Origin of the sequence: Xanthomonas sp. F10, from assembly GCF_014206815.1 — a bacterium.
Classification (GTDB): Bacteria; Pseudomonadota; Gammaproteobacteria; order Xanthomonadales; family Xanthomonadaceae; genus Xanthomonas_A; species Xanthomonas_A indica.
In genome coordinates this window covers 198,707-213,081 of sequence record NZ_JACHNP010000004.1, presented here as the reverse complement: position 1 = coordinate 213,081, position 14,375 = coordinate 198,707, and the positions used below count along the sequence as shown (strand labels likewise).

Annotated in this window: 12 protein-coding genes; 5 read left to right on the top strand and 7 right to left on the bottom strand. The window is 69.6% G+C overall.

Annotated features, from left to right (window positions below; all coding sequences use genetic code 11):
• Nucleotides 1-377 precede the first annotated feature (377 nt).
• Entirely contained in the window at nucleotides 378-2,885 is a 2,508-nt protein-coding gene (locus tag FHR56_RS19870; RefSeq protein WP_160946784.1) for a sulfite reductase flavoprotein subunit alpha, read from the bottom strand.
• 200 nt (nucleotides 2,886-3,085) lie between these two features.
• Between FHR56_RS19870 and FHR56_RS19865 the strand changes: the two genes are divergently transcribed.
• Complete coding sequence (locus FHR56_RS19865; RefSeq protein ID WP_160946785.1) at nucleotides 3,086-3,841, top strand: DNA/RNA non-specific endonuclease; 756 nt, start codon at nucleotides 3,086-3,088, stop codon at nucleotides 3,839-3,841.
• 127 nt (nucleotides 3,842-3,968) lie between these two features.
• Here FHR56_RS19865 and FHR56_RS19860 read toward each other — a convergent pair whose 3' ends face one another.
• On the bottom strand, nucleotides 3,969-4,856 hold the full coding sequence (locus FHR56_RS19860) for a LysR family transcriptional regulator (protein ID WP_160946786.1): 888 nt from the start codon (nucleotides 4,854-4,856) through the stop codon (nucleotides 3,969-3,971).
• Between the two features lie 91 nt (nucleotides 4,857-4,947).
• Between FHR56_RS19860 and FHR56_RS19855 the strand changes: the two genes are divergently transcribed.
• Nucleotides 4,948-5,952, top strand: a complete 1,005-nt coding sequence (locus tag FHR56_RS19855) for an SDR family oxidoreductase (RefSeq protein ID WP_184502841.1) — start codon at nucleotides 4,948-4,950, stop codon at nucleotides 5,950-5,952.
• A gap of 190 nt (nucleotides 5,953-6,142) precedes the next feature.
• On the opposite strand, the gene hemB is transcribed toward FHR56_RS19855, so the two are convergent.
• Nucleotides 6,143-7,135 carry a porphobilinogen synthase gene (hemB, locus tag FHR56_RS19850; RefSeq protein ID WP_160946787.1) on the bottom strand — a complete coding sequence of 331 codons (993 nt, stop codon included), beginning with the start codon at nucleotides 7,133-7,135 and terminating at the stop codon, nucleotides 6,143-6,145.
• Between the two features lie 206 nt (nucleotides 7,136-7,341).
• Complete coding sequence (locus FHR56_RS19845) at nucleotides 7,342-7,590, bottom strand: hypothetical protein (protein WP_010340624.1); 249 nt, start codon at nucleotides 7,588-7,590, stop codon at nucleotides 7,342-7,344.
• Between the two features lie 214 nt (nucleotides 7,591-7,804).
• Here FHR56_RS19845 and FHR56_RS19840 point away from each other — a divergent pair, with 214 nt between their 5' ends.
• From FHR56_RS19840 to FHR56_RS19830, 3 genes are all read left to right on the top strand, one after another.
• On the top strand, nucleotides 7,805-8,170 hold the full coding sequence (locus FHR56_RS19840; protein ID WP_160946788.1) for a hypothetical protein: 366 nt from the start codon (nucleotides 7,805-7,807) through the stop codon (nucleotides 8,168-8,170).
• A 161-nt stretch (nucleotides 8,171-8,331) separates the two neighbouring features.
• The gene (locus tag FHR56_RS19835) at nucleotides 8,332-8,790 is read left to right on the top strand and encodes a hypothetical protein (protein ID WP_160946789.1); all 459 of its coding nucleotides are present in this window, start codon (nucleotides 8,332-8,334) and stop codon (nucleotides 8,788-8,790) included.
• 274 nt (nucleotides 8,791-9,064) lie between these two features.
• A complete protein-coding gene (locus tag FHR56_RS19830) occupies nucleotides 9,065-9,418 on the top strand; it encodes a hypothetical protein (RefSeq protein ID WP_160946790.1) in 354 nt (117 codons plus the stop codon).
• Nucleotides 9,419-9,460: 42 nt separating this feature from the next.
• On the opposite strand, the gene FHR56_RS19825 is transcribed toward FHR56_RS19830, so the two are convergent.
• From FHR56_RS19825 to FHR56_RS19815, 3 genes are all read right to left on the bottom strand, one after another.
• Nucleotides 9,461-11,266: a DUF885 domain-containing protein gene (locus FHR56_RS19825; protein WP_184502840.1), complete on the bottom strand. Its 1,806-nt coding sequence runs from the start codon at nucleotides 11,264-11,266 to the stop codon at nucleotides 9,461-9,463.
• 215 nt (nucleotides 11,267-11,481) lie between these two features.
• Entirely contained in the window at nucleotides 11,482-12,066 is a 585-nt protein-coding gene (locus FHR56_RS19820) for a cytochrome c oxidase assembly factor Coa1 family protein (RefSeq protein ID WP_160946792.1), read from the bottom strand.
• Between the two features lie 51 nt (nucleotides 12,067-12,117).
• On the bottom strand, nucleotides 12,118-14,349 hold the full coding sequence (locus FHR56_RS19815) for a S9 family peptidase (protein ID WP_160946793.1): 2,232 nt from the start codon (nucleotides 14,347-14,349) through the stop codon (nucleotides 12,118-12,120).
• Between the last annotated feature and the right edge of the window lie 26 nt (nucleotides 14,350-14,375).

Genomic DNA, 14,375 nt, shown 5'->3' with positions numbered 1-14,375 from the left:
GGCGTAAGAAAAGGCCGGTGTGGGAGGGACTTCAGTCCCGACGCGTGGCACTTGGGCGCATCCCCTCTGCGCTTGCCGCAACCGAAGCCCTCCTCCAACAACGCGCTCTACCGCAGTCAGCGAGACACGCCGTGGTCTTGCAGGAGCACATTTCGCCCTTTTTTGCAGAAACAGCCGCGACGTGCATTCCCGGGTGCCGGTCGCGGCTGAAGCCGCTCCTACGAGGCACGGCGTATCCGGGTGATCCATGACCGGCGCAGACGATAAGAGACGCCCTGAAGTCGCGCCACTCGCATCTCCAGCCGGCACATGATGTGCAGCAGCAGTCGACGCAAGCACGCAGCGGACACCGATTACGCCGCTATCGGCGCATCATCTCAATACACATCGCGTCGGTAGCGCCCCTCGGCGCTGAGCGCATCCAGCGCGTCCTCGCCAAGGATCTCGCGCAACGCAGTATCCACGCCTCGCGCCATGCCCTGCAGGCTGCCGCACACATACACGGTGGCACCACGCGCCACCCAGTCGCGCAGCGTGTCGGCGGCCTCGCGCAGCCCGTCCTGCACGTAGCGCTTGTGCGCCTGGTCGCGCGAGAACAGCAGATCCAGGCGCTGCAGATGGCCCGCGGCCTGCCAGGCCCGCAATTCGTCGCCGAACAGCGCGTCGTGCGCGGCGTTGCGTTCGCCGAACAGCAGCCAGTGCCCCTGCACGCCGGCCTGCTCGGCCTCGCGCAGTAGGCTGCGCAGGCCGGCGATACCGGTGCCGTTGCCGATCAGCAGCATGGGCGCATCGCCATGCCGGCGGAACCCGGGGTTGGCCCGCACCTGCGCGCGCAGCACGGCACCCACCGGCGCGTGCTGGCACAACCAGCCGGCGCCCACGCCGGGGCTGCCGTCGTCGCGTACGGTCAGGCGCACGACCAGCTGCAGCAGGCCGTCGGCCGGCACCGAGGCGATCGAGTACTCGCGCAACGGCAGGCTCGGCAGCGCATCCACCCAGGCCTGGAGATCGTCGTCCGGCGCCGGCGGCGTCAACGCGCGTGATGCCAGCGCCTGCCACAGCGGCTGACGCACACCATCGGCGTGCACCGCCTGTTCGGCGTCCAGCGCCTGCGCGGCGAGCCAGGCGCGGACCGTGTCGGCGGCGTGGCAGGGCTGCACTTCCAGGATGTCGCCGGCGTGCCAGTGCGCCTGCGGCGGCGGCGCCAGATCGATGCGCCACACCGGGGCGCCGGCGCTGCCGGGGTTGAGCAGGACGCGACCAGCCAGGCGCCAGTCCAGCGGTTCCGGTGCCTGCAACACCGGCGCCGACGCCGCCACCCCGGTGAGCGCGGACAGTTGCCATTGCCACTGCGCCAGCGCCTGCGGGTCGGCGTTGTCCACTTCCAACGGCGGGAACAGCGCCTGCGCGCCCTGCGCGTCCAGCCAGTGCTGCACCTCCCGCGAGAAGCCACAGAATTGCGGATACTGGCGATCGCCCAGGCCGAGCACCGCATAGCGCAAGTCCGGCAGCGCCTGCGCCTGGCGCAGCACGCGGCGGACGAAACCACGTGCCGCGTCCGGCGGTTCGCCATCGCCGAAGGTGCTGATCACGAACAGCGCGCGCTGGGTGCCGCGCAAGTGCGCCAGGTCCAGCTGCGCCAGCGAGCGCACGTCCACCGCCAGGCCGGCGGCCTGCAGTTGCGCGGCGGTCTGCCAGGCCAGGCGCTCGCCCAGGCCGCTCTGGCTGGCGAAGCCCACCAGCCAAGAGCCAGCGGCATCGCCGACCAGCCCCGGCAGCGCACGCCGCGCGTCGCGCAAGGCGCGCTTCTTGCGACGGCGGTCCAGGTACAGCATCCAGCCGGTGACGAAGAACAGCGACATGCACAGGCTCGCCAGCAGCATCACCACGCGCCCGGGCAGGCCGAAGAAGCTGCCGGTGTGCAGCGCGAACATGCTGGTCAGCAGGCGCCGGCCCAGCGGTTGCTGGCGATACTCCAGGTGGCGCAGGACGCGGCCGCTGGCCGGATCGACCTCCACGCTGTCGTAGGCGCGGTCGTGCGCCGGGTCGGGCGGCAGGTAGCGGGCCACGATCGGCTGGCCGCTGCGGCCGGGCAGGCGCAGATCCAGGTAGGCGCGCTGTGCGGCGGGCACGGTCGCCAGGGCCGCCTGCAGCCGTGCGTAGTCCACCGTCGGCGGCTTGCCGCCGCGGCCGCCCTCCTTGTCCTTGGGTGCGGCATCGCCGCCGAGCATCGCCACCAGCCCCTGCCGGTACCAGTCGTAGGACCAGTACAGCCCGGTCGCGGCGATCAGCAGGTAAAGCAGCAGGCACCAGGTGCCGATCACCGAGTGCAGGCTCCACAGGAAGCTGCGTCCCTGCCGGTTCCACTCCACCGCCCACCAGGCGCGCCAGCTCCACCATCGCCGCGGCCAGCGCAGGTACAACCCGGACAGGCAGAAGAAGATCAGCACGAAGGCGCAAACGCCGGTGACCGCCTTGCCGCGCTCGCCGGCGGCCAGGCGCCGGTGCAGGTCTTCGACGAAGGAGAAAAACCCGTCCAGGCGCGGCGCCGGCAGCACCGCGCCGGTGTAGGGATCGAAGTACAGGCGGCCGCCGTCGCGGCCGGGCAGGCGTACCGCGGACGGCCGCGTGCCAGTCGGGTCGATCAGCAGCCTGTTGCTGCGGTGTGCGCCGTCCAGGTCCAGGCGCCGCGCCAGTTCAGCCAAGGGCAGCGGCTGCTCGCCGGCGGCATGGCGCGCGGCGATGGCCGCCAGCGGCGGATTGGCCAGGCGCACGATCTCGTCCTCGAAGGCCAGCGTGGCCCCGCTCAACCCCATCACCGACAGCACCAGCCCGGCGCTGATGCCGAGCAGCCAGTGCAACTGGAACAACAGCGTCTTGATCACGGCGCGCGCGGGGGACAGGGCGGGCGCGCATTGTAAATGAGAACGCTTATCGCATGCGATTGATCCGGCGCGGCGCGGCGTCTACCGCCAAGCGTGACCGCCGGCGCGGTTGCCATTTGCCGCACATCCAGCGGTCACCCGGCGGACATCGAACCTGGCCAGTTTCTTCACCTCCATCGACCACCCCCGAGGTTCCTGCAATGTCCGTCTCCCTGCGCGGTTGTCTTGCCCTGCTTGCGCTGTTCGCCGCCCAGGCGGCCAGCGCCGCCACCAGCTGCCCCACGCTCTACGCCGGCGGCAAGGCGCCGACGCTCGACGCGTCGATCACCAGCCGCACCACCGAGGTCTGCCATACCGAATACGTGCTGATGGCCTCGGGCGTGACCAAGGGCCCGCTGTACTCGGCCGAGCACATCACCGACCAGCAGGTCGCCGGCGCCGAATCGATCGGCCGCGTCGGCTCCTTCCACGACGAGACCGGCATCCCGGCCGCCGACCGCTCGCACACCTCGGACTACACCAACTCCGGCTTCGACCGCGGGCACATGACCCCGGCCGGCGATGCCTCGACCACCAACTCGGAGAAGGAAACCTTCTCGATGGCCAACGTGGTCCCGCAGGACCACAAGCTCAACACCGGCGAGTGGGCGCGGATCGAGGAGCAGGTGCGCCAGCTGGCCAAGCAGCGCGGCGAGGTCTACGTGGTCACCGGCCCGGCCTTCGACAGCGGCACGCGCAGCAGCATCGGCGCCGACAACGTGCAGATCCCGAACTACGTGTGGAAGGCGGTGTACGAGCCGGGCAACGGCGCGGCCGCCTACATGTGCGTCAACGACAGCACCATCAACTGCGACGTGGTGTCGATCAACGACGTCATCACCATGTCCGGCGTGGATCCGTTCCCGGCGATCAGCGCCAGCATGAAGGCCAATCCGATCGCGCTGACGTTGCCGTAAGGCGGGGATTGGGGATTGGGGATTCGGGATTTTGGGATTCGTAAAAGTGTCCTGACATCCCTGCCCGGGTCGGGGCGGCCGGAGGCGAGCGTGATGTGCCGGCCGCCGTGATCAACGCGCGCACACCTCAGGCGGTGTGCGCGGTCATCGCGTCGACCAGCGCCGCGAACACCGCGCTGCAGGCGGCGCTGCCACGCACGTCCTGGTGCATCACGATCCAGCTTTCCAGGCCCACGCGCACCTGCTGCGGCAGCACCGGCACCAGCGCCGGCGTCCGTCGCGCCAGCGCGACCTGGCAGAAGCCGATGCCGCAGCCGGCACGCAATAGCGCCAGTTGCGCCAGGTCGCTGTCGGCGCGCAACGCGAACGCCTCGCGCCGCCATGGCGGCAACGCACTGCGCGCCGCGCGCAGGAACGGCGTTTCCGTATCGAAGCCGATCAGCGCATGCTGCGGCAGGTCCTCCAGCGTCTGCGGCAGCCCGTGGCGGTCCACGTAGTCCTGGTGCGCGAACAGCGCCACCGCCACCGCGCCGACGTGGCGCGCGACCAACACGTCCTGGGTGGGGCGGGTCATACGCACCGCGACGTCCGCTTCGCGGTGCAGCAGGTCCTGCACCCGGTTGCTCAGCACCAGTTCCAGCCGCAGGTGCGGATGCGCGCGGCGCAAGGCCGCCAGCGCCGGCGGCAACACCTCCGCACCGATCACTTCGCTGGCGGCGATGCGCACCGTGCCGCGTACCGCATCGCCGTGGCGGCCCGCCGCGCGCTGCAGCGACGCGGCCAGGCTGCCCATCGCCTGCGCATGCCCGCGCAAGGCCAGTGCGGCATCGGTCGGCAGCAGGCCGGTCTGCGAACGCACGAACAGCGGCACCGCCAGCGCCTGTTCCAGCGCCGCCACGTGACGGCCGACGGTGGGCTGGGTCAGGCCCAACGCGCGTGCCGCCGCCGACAGCGAGCCTTCCTCCAGCACCGCCAGGAAGGACCGGTAGAGTTCCCAACCGATCGTGTTGTCCATACAGAAATGTATAGCCGGTCCGCATTATTCGCCAATTTTCTTCAGCGGCACCGGCACCGACACTGACCGCCGACCCCAACGGAGCGCTGTCATGTCCTCTTCTTCTTCCACGGCCCTGGTGCTGGGCGCCAGCGGCGGCATCGGCGGCGAACTGGCGCGGCAGTTGCGCGACGCCGGCTGGCAGGTGCGCGCCCTGCAGCGCGGCCTCGCCCACGCCAGCGAGGAGCGCGACGGCATCCATTGGTGCCGCGGCGATGCACTGCAACGGGCGGACGTGCTGCAGGCGGCGCAGGGGTGCGCAGTGATCGTGCATGCGGTCAATCCACCGGGTTACCGGCGCTGGTCGGAACTGGTGCTGCCGATGATCGACAACACCGTCGCCGCCGCCATCGCCGAGCGCGCCACCGTGGTCCTGCCGGGCACGGTCTACAACTATGGCCCGGACGCCTATCCGGCGCCGCACGAAGACGCACCGCAAGCGCCGATCACCCGCAAGGGCGCGATCCGGGTGGAACTGGAGCGACGCCTGCAGGCCGCGACCACGCGAGGCGCACGGGCGATCGTGGTGCGCGCGGGCGATTTCTTCGGCCCGCGCGTGGGCAACAGCTGGTTCGCGCAAGGGCTGGTGCGGCCGGGACGACCGGTCACGACGGTGACCCTGCCGGGCGATCCGGGCGTGGGCCACCAATGGGCCTACGTGCCGGACGTGGCGCGGACCATGCTGGCGCTGCTGCAGCGGCGCGAGCGTCTGCCGGACTTCGCCCGTCTGCACATGGACGGGCATTGGGACGCCGACGGTACGCAGATGGCCGCGGCGATCGCGCGGGTCGCGCAACGCCATGGTCTGGCGCCGCCGCGCACGCGCCGCTTCCCGTGGCTGCTGCTGACCCTGGCCGTGCCGTTCTGGCCGCTGGCGCGCGAACTGCACGAGATGCGGCCGCTGTGGCGGCAGCCGCTGCGCATGCGCAATACGCGGCTGCTGGAGTTGCTTGGCGAAGAACCGCATACGCCGCTGGACGCAGCGGTGGAGGCGACGCTGCGCGGACTGAGCTGTTTGCCGGTGGCATTGCCATCGGCAACGCCGACGTGCGCGTAGAAGCGGTTTCAGGCACGACCGGGCTGTAATGGGAATGCCCGGTCGCGGCTGAAGCCGCTCCTACGAGGAGCCGAAATAGATGGGTCGATGGATCGCAAGCTCCTGCCTGTGTAGGAGCGACTTCAGTCGCGACAGGGGTTTGCCGAGAAAAGCGTCGCGACGGAGGTGTCTCTGACAGACAGACGCTGGCTCAGCGCGCCTCGCGCAACCAGCGCGCCACCTGCGGCGCGAAGTAGGTCAGCACGCCGTCGGCACCGGCGCGCTTGAACGCCATCAGCGACTCCAGCACGCAGGCGCGCTCGTCCAGCCAGCCGTTGCCGATCGCCGCCTTGAGCATCGCGTACTCGCCGCTGACCTGGTAGGCGAAGGTGGGCACGCGAAACTCGTCCTTCACCCGCCGCACCACGTCCAGGTAGGGCATGCCGGGCTTGACCATCACCATGTCCGCGCCCTCTTCCAGGTCCAGGGCGATCTCGCGCAGGGCCTCGTCGCCGTTGGCCGGGTCCATCTGGTAGGTGGTCTTGTCGGCCTTGCCGAGGTTGCCGGCGCTGCCCACGGCCTCGCGGAACGGGCCGTAGAACGCCGAAGCATACTTGGCCGAGTAGGCCATGATGCGCACGTGCAGGTGCTCGTCGGCATCCAGCGCGCGGCGGATCGCGCCGATGCGCCCGTCCATCATGTCCGACGGCGAGACGATGTCCACGCCGGCCTGCGCGTGCGACAGCGACTGCTGCACCAGCGCCTGGACGGTGATGTCGTTGAGCACGTAGCCGCGGTCGTCGATGATGCCGTCCTGGCCGTGGCTGGTGTAAGGATCCAGCGCCACGTCGGTCATCACCCCAAGCTCGGGGAAGCGCGTCTTCAGCGCGCGCACCGCGCGTTGCGCCAGGCCGTCCGGGTTCCAGGCCTCGGCCGCGTCCAGCGACTTGCCGGCCGGGTCGATCACCGGGAACAGGTCGATCACCGGGATGCCCAGTTCCAGGGCCACCTCGGCCTCCTTCAGCAGTTCCTCGATCGACAGGCGCTCCACGCCGGGCATGGAGGCGATTGGCGTGCGCCCGGGCACGTCGTGCACGAACACCGGCCAGATCAGGTCGTCGACGGTGAGGGTGTGCTCGCGCATCAGGCGGCGCGAAAAGGCATCGCGGCGCATGCGCCGGGGGCGATAGTGGGGATGGGCCACGTGCAGGCTCCTGGGTGGGCGGATTCTGGGAGGCCGCGCCGGTCGTACGGGCCGATGCCGCCAAGGCACCGCAGGCCGCGCCGCCGGCACCGGCGTGAACGCAAGGCGGCCCGTGAGCGGCGCCGTCGGCTGCGCATGTTACTCCCGCCGGAGTGGCCCGCCGCATGGGATGGTGCAACACAGCATGCTGGTTGCCGGCCCGCGGCTCAGATCACGCCGCCGCCCAGGCTCAGCCGGATCACCCCGACCACGATCACCAGCGCATTGAGCATCAGGCCGGTCTTGGCGCGGCCGCGGTTGGGCGCGGCGGTGAACAGCAGCCCGATCGCGGCGATCAGCGCACCGACCGCGGCGAACGGGATCAGGAACCAGTTGCCCCAGCCGAGCAGCGGGATGAAGGCCAGGATCATCCACAGCAACGCCACGATGCCCCACAGCAGACTGATCAGACCCATGCCGGCCTCCGTGCGAATGTCAGCCTCCACGATAGCGCACTGCGGAGGCTGGCGCGGCGCGTCCGCCCGACCGATAGCGAACGATCCACATAGCGGGCGATCCACGCTGACGGCGCCAACGGAGCGCCCAGGCAACGCAGGTAGGGGATGCACGCACTGGATCGTCTTAATGCGGGACGGGAACCCTGGACCGTCCCCCATCTAGGAGCAGCCCATGAAGCGCTGGATATGGAGTTTCGCCATCTGCCTACTGTCGTTCCCCACCGTCGCCGAGCCCGTCTACAAGAAGCTCGTATGCCGCGACAACGACCCGTTCGTGTTCTGTACCCAAGGCTGCAAGGGCGTGGACAAGAACTGGAGCCCGGTCGACCCGATCAGCGGCTCCTGGCAAGCGGACCCCGGGTATTGTTTGCGGCCAAGTCCCGTGCGCTGCTGCAAGCACGGTTCGCACTGCGGCGCGTGGACGCCCACCGCGATCGTGGCCGTGAAACAGTACGAAGACATCTGTCCTGCCGCCGTCACACAAGGCGACTGGACGGATCCGAGCCGGCGTCCGGAGAACGTGCCCTACGAGCACTGACGATCATGCCGCTGCACGACGCAGCGGTGTGTTGCCCCGCCAGACGCCCCGACCCTTGGCATGGGGATCACGCCCGCCCTGCCAGGGTGACGGCGGCGGGTTCGGCGCGATTCACCCGGCCCGCCTATGATCGCGTGAGATCCGAATACGGGGGTAAGGCCATGAAGATCCGACCGTTGCTGCCGCTGGCGCTGCTGCTGGCCCTGAGCGGCTGCGCCAGTTCCTCCAAGGTGATGGTCGGGGCGGCACGCCCGCCGATCGATCCGGCGCTGGTGCAGATCTACTCCGCGCCGCCGCCCGGGGCGATCGACATCGCCCAGTTGGAGGCCTCCAGTGCGGCCGGCTTCGGCACCCAGGGCCAGACCGACGCAGCGGTGGACCGGCTCAAGCGCGACGCGGCCAAGCTCGGCGCCAACGGCGTGGTGCTGATGGGCGTGGGCTCGCAGCGCTCCGGCGGCGGCCTGTCGGTCGGCGCGGGCAGCTACGGCGGCCACGTCGGCGGCGGGCTGGGCATCGGCATCCCCACCACGCAGAAACGCGCCGCCGGCATGGCGATCTGGGTGCCGCCGGGGGCGGCGGCGCCGGCGGCACCGCAGCCTGCGGCGCCGCCCGGTCGCTGAATTTGGTCAGGCAGGCCAGCGGCCGGTGGCCTACCCGGCCGATGCGCCGGCGCAGGCGAACCCACTGATCACCCGAAGCGGGTCATCCGGTCTGCCCTGGCCAGCAGGGTGGGCCCATGGACCGTGCCCTCCGCCACTGAAACCCTTGCTAAGCTATTTGCGGGCAAAATCGGCTGGACCCGTCGCGGGTCCGGGGTCGGGATGCCGCTCGCCACGCAACGACACGTTTGGTCCGAACGTTTGGGATGGACCGCTTTCGACAGAGGGAAGGGTGATGAAAAAGCTGATCTGGATTCTGGTTGCGTTCCTGGGGATGCAGGGTGCCGCTAGCGCGCAACAGGTCTACGAAGACCTGTCTTGTCGTTCCAACGATCCGTTCGTGTTCTGTACGCAAGGCTGCAAATCGCCCAACCGACATTGGAAACCTGTAGGTGCCGGCAGCGGATGGGCGCCGATTCCGCCCTACTGCCCCTACCCCACGGTCGTCAGCACCAAGTACTGCAAAGGGTGGTCCGTCATTGCGTACAACGCATGGTTCGAACGCCAGCGCATCTGCCAGGTAGGCGGCGGTAAGGCTAGCGACTGGACGGGACGGCAGCGCCCCGAAACTGATCCGGGGAATCACTGAGAGCCGCAGCCTGTCCGATGTCGACGGTGATCGCAAGCGCGCTCACTTGCGCTGTGACGGCACGAACGCCTCGTCCACCGCCGCGGCCAGCTGATCCGGGGGCAACAACCCCTGGTCCAGCAGGAAGTTATTGAACTTCAGCCGGTCGAACCTGGCGCCCAGCGCCAGCTCGGTGCGCATGCGCAGTTCCAGGATGCGGCTGTAGCCGTAGAAGTAGCTGCCGGCCTGCCCGGGGGCGCGCACCATGTAGCGGTCCAGCTCCTGCCGCGCCATCGCCGGCGACAAGCCGACGTCGTTCTCCAGCACCAGGCGCGCACGCTCGCGGTCGATCAAGCCGAGGTTGAGCATCGGGTCGAGCATGGCCCGGGCGGCGCGCAGCAGGCGGAACTGCAAGGCGATCAACTGCCCGTCCAGCGGCTCGTACGGCACCATTTCGGCCTCGGCGTACAGCGCCCAGCCTTCGACGTTGACCGAATTGAACGCATACAGGCTGCGCGCCAGCGACACGCCGCGCTCGACCATGGCGGTGAACTGCAGTTCGTGGCCGGGCCGGCCCTCGTGCGCGCTCAGCGTCCACGCCGCCGCGCCGAAGTTGAAATCGTCGTAGTGCTCGCCCTTGCCGGCGCTGTCCGGATTGCCCAGCGGCAGCACGAAGGTGCCCTGCTCGCCGGTGTTGCCGACCAGCGGCGCCGGGCGGAAATGCGGCGCCGGTTGCGCGGCGCTTTCCGCCGGGGAGCCCAGGCGCATCTGCATCGGCCGCTGCGGCACATCGACGATGCGCTGCTGGCGGATGATCGGATCGATGCGGTCGATGACGCTGCGGTAGTGCGCCTCGAGCTTGGCGTCGGGGATGGTGTCGCGCTTGAGCGCGCGCAGCACCGTGCGGTAGTCGCGGGCGTCGTCGCCGCGCAGGCCCTTGGCGGCGGCCACCAGCGGCGCCAGTTGCTGCATCGCCGAGCGGGTTTCCATGAATTCCAACTGCGCGCGCTGCATCAGCACCTGCGGGGCGATGTCGATGCCGACCTGCTTGAGCTGGAACGCATACAACTCGGGCGGCAGGCGCGCATCCTCGCGCGCCTGCGGCAACACCACCGTGCGGGTCCAGGTGGCGTAGTCCTGGAACTGCTTGTCCATCGCCGCCAGCGCCGCCTCCGCGCCCGTGATCTTGTACTCGGCGAACAGCGAACGAATGCCCTTGGCGTAGGTATCGACATTGCTCAAGGCCTGCTCGACCTCGCGCTTGGTCGGCTGCAGGAGGTTGCCGTCGGCGCGCTTCTCTTCGTAGCGTTGCCGCGCCAGCTGCAGAGTCGAGGTGCTGCCCGGCGCAAGGCCGACGTAACGCTGCAACCGCAGCAGCGCCTTGGCGCGGCGCGCCGCCGGTACCTGCTCGGACAACAGGTTGTTGATGCCGCCGAACACGTGCTGCGGCGCGTCGGTCCATGGCAGCAAAAAGCGCTCATTGAGGGTGCTGCCCTCGATGGACTGGTCGGCGGCGTGGATCAGGATCGCCAGGTCCTGGCGCACATTGGGATCGCGCTCCACCTGCAGTTTTTCCTGCAGCGTGCGGCGCGCTGCGCTGGTGGCCTCGCGGAAGCGCCGCGCGTTGTCGGGACCGAAATCGGAAACCTGGTCGTCGAAACCCGGTACGCCGAAGAAGCTCACCTCCTCGGCCTGGAACGGCGCCTGCGCCTGCAGCAGGATCTGCGCGAAGGCATTGCTGCGCTCCACCCAAGCGGGTGCGTGCTTGGCCGACGCGGCCGCCGGTGCGGCCGCTGCTGCCAGCGCCGGGAACGGCGCAGGCGCCGCCAGCGCCAGGGTCAGAGCGATGGCGAGGACACGTGGCTTCATGGCGCAGCTCCGACAGAATGATGCAGGGACCGTACGCGGCATTGCCGGATCGGCCATCTGCCGGAGGTCATGGCCGCCACCGCGCGGCGATGCGGCATGCGGCGGTGGCGACGCCGCGGCGTGGCTGCATCAGTGCAGACTCGTGGCGGTACGCCATCGCGTGCCGATGGCCACCGTCGACCGCACACGACGTGCGCGGCAGACCGCTTGCGCCGCTATTGTGTGGTGTCGGCCTCGGCAGGCGTGGCGCTGTGCACGTCCGCCGCGGGCACCGGCCGCGCCTCGACCGCCATTCCGTCCGCGTCCTCGTCGTCGTCGCTGTCGGCGTCCTGCCCGAGCGCATCGAGCAGCGGGATCGCTTCACCCGCATCCGGCAATACCTGCAAGGTGGTGTAGTGCCACTCGCCCGCATGCCGCTCGGCTTCGATGTACAGGGTGCCGTTGGCGCGGCTGCCGTGCAGCGACACGCTCAGCTCGGCATTGCCACTACCACCGCCGCTGCTGTTGAAGCTGCCGCTGGGCATGATGCCGTCCTTGATCGGCGCGCCCAGCGCGGCCGCCACGCGCGGATCGTGTTGTGCGGCCATCACGCCGACCCGGTACGGCTCGGACGACTTGGTGACGCGCGCGATGCCGAGCACGAACACCGCGATCGACGCCAGCAGCAGGGCGCCGAGCACCAGCACGATCAGCGGCACCGCCCACTTCCAGTGCCGCGCCCACCAGCCGCGCTTGGCCGGTGGCAGCGCCGTGGCGGAGGCAGGACCGGGCGTCCCGGGCAGTGGCGGCGGACTCGACATGACGTCACCCCTTGTCGTGCGAAAGCGGAAAGGTGAAATGCAGCGGCGCGCTCAGGGCTTGAGGCAGCGCGCTAGGAAGGCCTCGGTGGTGCGATAGCGATGCAGCGCGTTGCTGCCGGACAGCCCGTGCTTGGCGCCGGGATAGGTCATCAACTCGAACAGCTTGCCGCGCTTCTGCAGTTCGCTCATCAGCGAGGTGGAGTTGGTGAACAGCACATTGTCGTCGGCCATGCCGTGCAGCAGCAGCAACTGCGAGCTCAGCCCGTCCAGGTGCGCGGCCACGCGGCTGTCGCGGTAGCCATCCGGATTGGCCTTGGGCAGATTCATGTAGCGCTCGGTGTAGTGGCTGTCGTACAGGCCCCAGTCGGTGACCGGCGCGCCGGCGGCGCCGCAGGCATAGGCCTCGCTGTGCTTGGCCAGCAGCATCAGGGTCATGTAGCCGCCGTTGGACCAGCCGTACACGCCGATGCGCGCCGCATCCACCCACGGCTGCGCCTTCAGCCAGGCCACGCCGCGCAACTGGTCGTCCACTTCCACAGTGCCCTGGTGCTGGTACAGCGCACCGCCGAAATCGCGGCCGCGGCGCGGCGTGCCGCGATTGTCCAGCGAGAACACCACATAGCCGTGCTGGGCCAGGTACTGGTCGAACAGCGCATCGCCGCGGCCGGGCCAGCCATCGACCACGGTCTGCGCGGCCGGGCCGCCATACACGTAGACCACCACCGGATAGCGCTTGCCCGGATCGAACCCTTCCGGCTTGATCAGCCGGTAGTGCAGCGGGGTCTTGCCGTCGGCGGCGGTCATGGTGCCGAACTCGACCGGGCGCTGCGCGGCGCGGTAGGCGGCATAGGGATGCTGTGGATCGGCCAGGTCGTTGACCAGCAGGGTGGCGATCTTTTCGCCATTGGCGCGGAACAGCTCGATCTGCGGCGGCGTGGTGGTGTTGGACCAGCTGTCGACATAGACGCTGGCGTTCTTGGCGAAGCTGGCGGCATGCGTGCCGTTGGGCTTGGACAGCTGCTCGATCGCACCGCCGGCCAGCGGCACCGCGTAGAGCTGGGTCTGGGTCGGCGACGCCTTGGTCGCGGAGAAGTAGACCTTGCCGGCGGCCTCGTCCACCGCCAGCAGTTCGTCCACCACCCACTCGCCCTGGGTCAGCGGACGCAGCGTGCGGCCGTCTTCCGACGCCAGGTACAGATGCTCGTAGCCGCTGCGCTCCGACCCCCAGACGAAGCGCCCGTCCTTGAGGAAATGCAGGTCGTAGGTGAGCGGCACCCAGGTCGGGCTGGTCTCGGTGATCAGCACGCGCTGCTTGCCGCTGGCCAGGCTCGCCTCGATCAGCTCCAGGCGTTTCTGGTCGCGCGACTGGCGCTGGAAGGTCAGCCGTTGCGGATCGCGCCAGTCCACGCGCGCCAGGTAGATGTCCGGGTTCTTGCCCAGGTCGATCCACTGCGGCTGCGCGCCGGCACGCGGCGCGATCACCCCGAGCTGGATCTTGACGTTCGGCTGCCCCGCCTGCGGATAGCGCTGCTCCACCACCTCGGTGTGGTCGGCATAGACCTCCGGACGCTTCTGCACCGGCACCTCGGTTTCGTCGATGCGCGCGAAGGCGATCGCCGAGTCGTCCGGCGCCCACCAGTAGCCGGTGTGGCGGTCCATCTCTTCGTCGGCGACGAACTCGGCCACGCCGTTGCCGATGGTCTCGCTGCCGTCGCGGGTGAGCTGGTGCTGCTGGCCGCTGGCCAGGTCGATGACCCACAGGTTGCGCCCGCGCACGAAGCTGACGTAGCCGCCCTTGGGCGAGATCTTCGGGTCGGTGACGAAGCCTTCGCCGTGGGTGAGCTTGCGCACCGCGGCACTGCCGGTCTTGCTCAGGTCGTACAGGTACAGCTCGCCGCCGAGCGGGAACAGCAGCGCATGCGCGTCCGGCGCCCACTGGTACTCGACGATGCCGGTGTAGGCGGCGATACGCTGGCGCTCGCGGCGCGCCTTTTCCTCGTCGCTCAGGGTCTCGGTGCCGGGCAGCACCAGTTTGGAATCCACCAGCATGCGGGTCTGCCCGCTGGCGATGTCGTACTCCCACAGATCCAGCTGGTTGCGGTCGCTGTCCTTGCCGCGCAGGAAGGTCACCCGCGAGCCGTCCGGCGCCACCTTGGGCTTCATCAGGGTCGGCCCGGACAGCGGCTTGCTGCCGGTGATGGCCTCCAGGGTCAGTTTCTCGGCGTGGGCGGGAACGATGGGGGTGGCGAGCATGAGGGCGAGAGCGGCGAACAGAGAGCGCATGAAGGTTCCTGATGGAGCACCGAGCG

Coding starts and splice junctions, on each gene's coding strand:
- FHR56_RS19835 (WP_160946789.1), top strand. CDS start 8,332: ATGAAGATCCGACCGTTGCTGCCGCTGGCGCTGCTGCTGGCCCTGAGC.
- FHR56_RS19840 (WP_160946788.1), top strand. CDS start 7,805: ATGAAGCGCTGGATATGGAGTTTCGCCATCTGCCTACTGTCGTTCCCC.
- FHR56_RS19855 (WP_184502841.1), top strand. CDS start 4,948: ATGTCCTCTTCTTCTTCCACGGCCCTGGTGCTGGGCGCCAGCGGCGGC.
- FHR56_RS19820 (WP_160946792.1), bottom strand. CDS start 12,066: ATGTCGAGTCCGCCGCCACTGCCCGGGACGCCCGGTCCTGCCTCCGCC.
- FHR56_RS19815 (WP_160946793.1), bottom strand. CDS start 14,349: ATGCGCTCTCTGTTCGCCGCTCTCGCCCTCATGCTCGCCACCCCCATC.
- FHR56_RS19825 (WP_184502840.1), bottom strand. CDS start 11,266: ATGAAGCCACGTGTCCTCGCCATCGCTCTGACCCTGGCGCTGGCGGCG.
- FHR56_RS19845 (WP_010340624.1), bottom strand. CDS start 7,590: ATGGGTCTGATCAGTCTGCTGTGGGGCATCGTGGCGTTGCTGTGGATG.
- FHR56_RS19830 (WP_160946790.1), top strand. CDS start 9,065: ATGAAAAAGCTGATCTGGATTCTGGTTGCGTTCCTGGGGATGCAGGGT.
- FHR56_RS19865 (WP_160946785.1), top strand. CDS start 3,086: ATGTCCGTCTCCCTGCGCGGTTGTCTTGCCCTGCTTGCGCTGTTCGCC.
- FHR56_RS19860 (WP_160946786.1), bottom strand. CDS start 4,856: ATGGACAACACGATCGGTTGGGAACTCTACCGGTCCTTCCTGGCGGTG.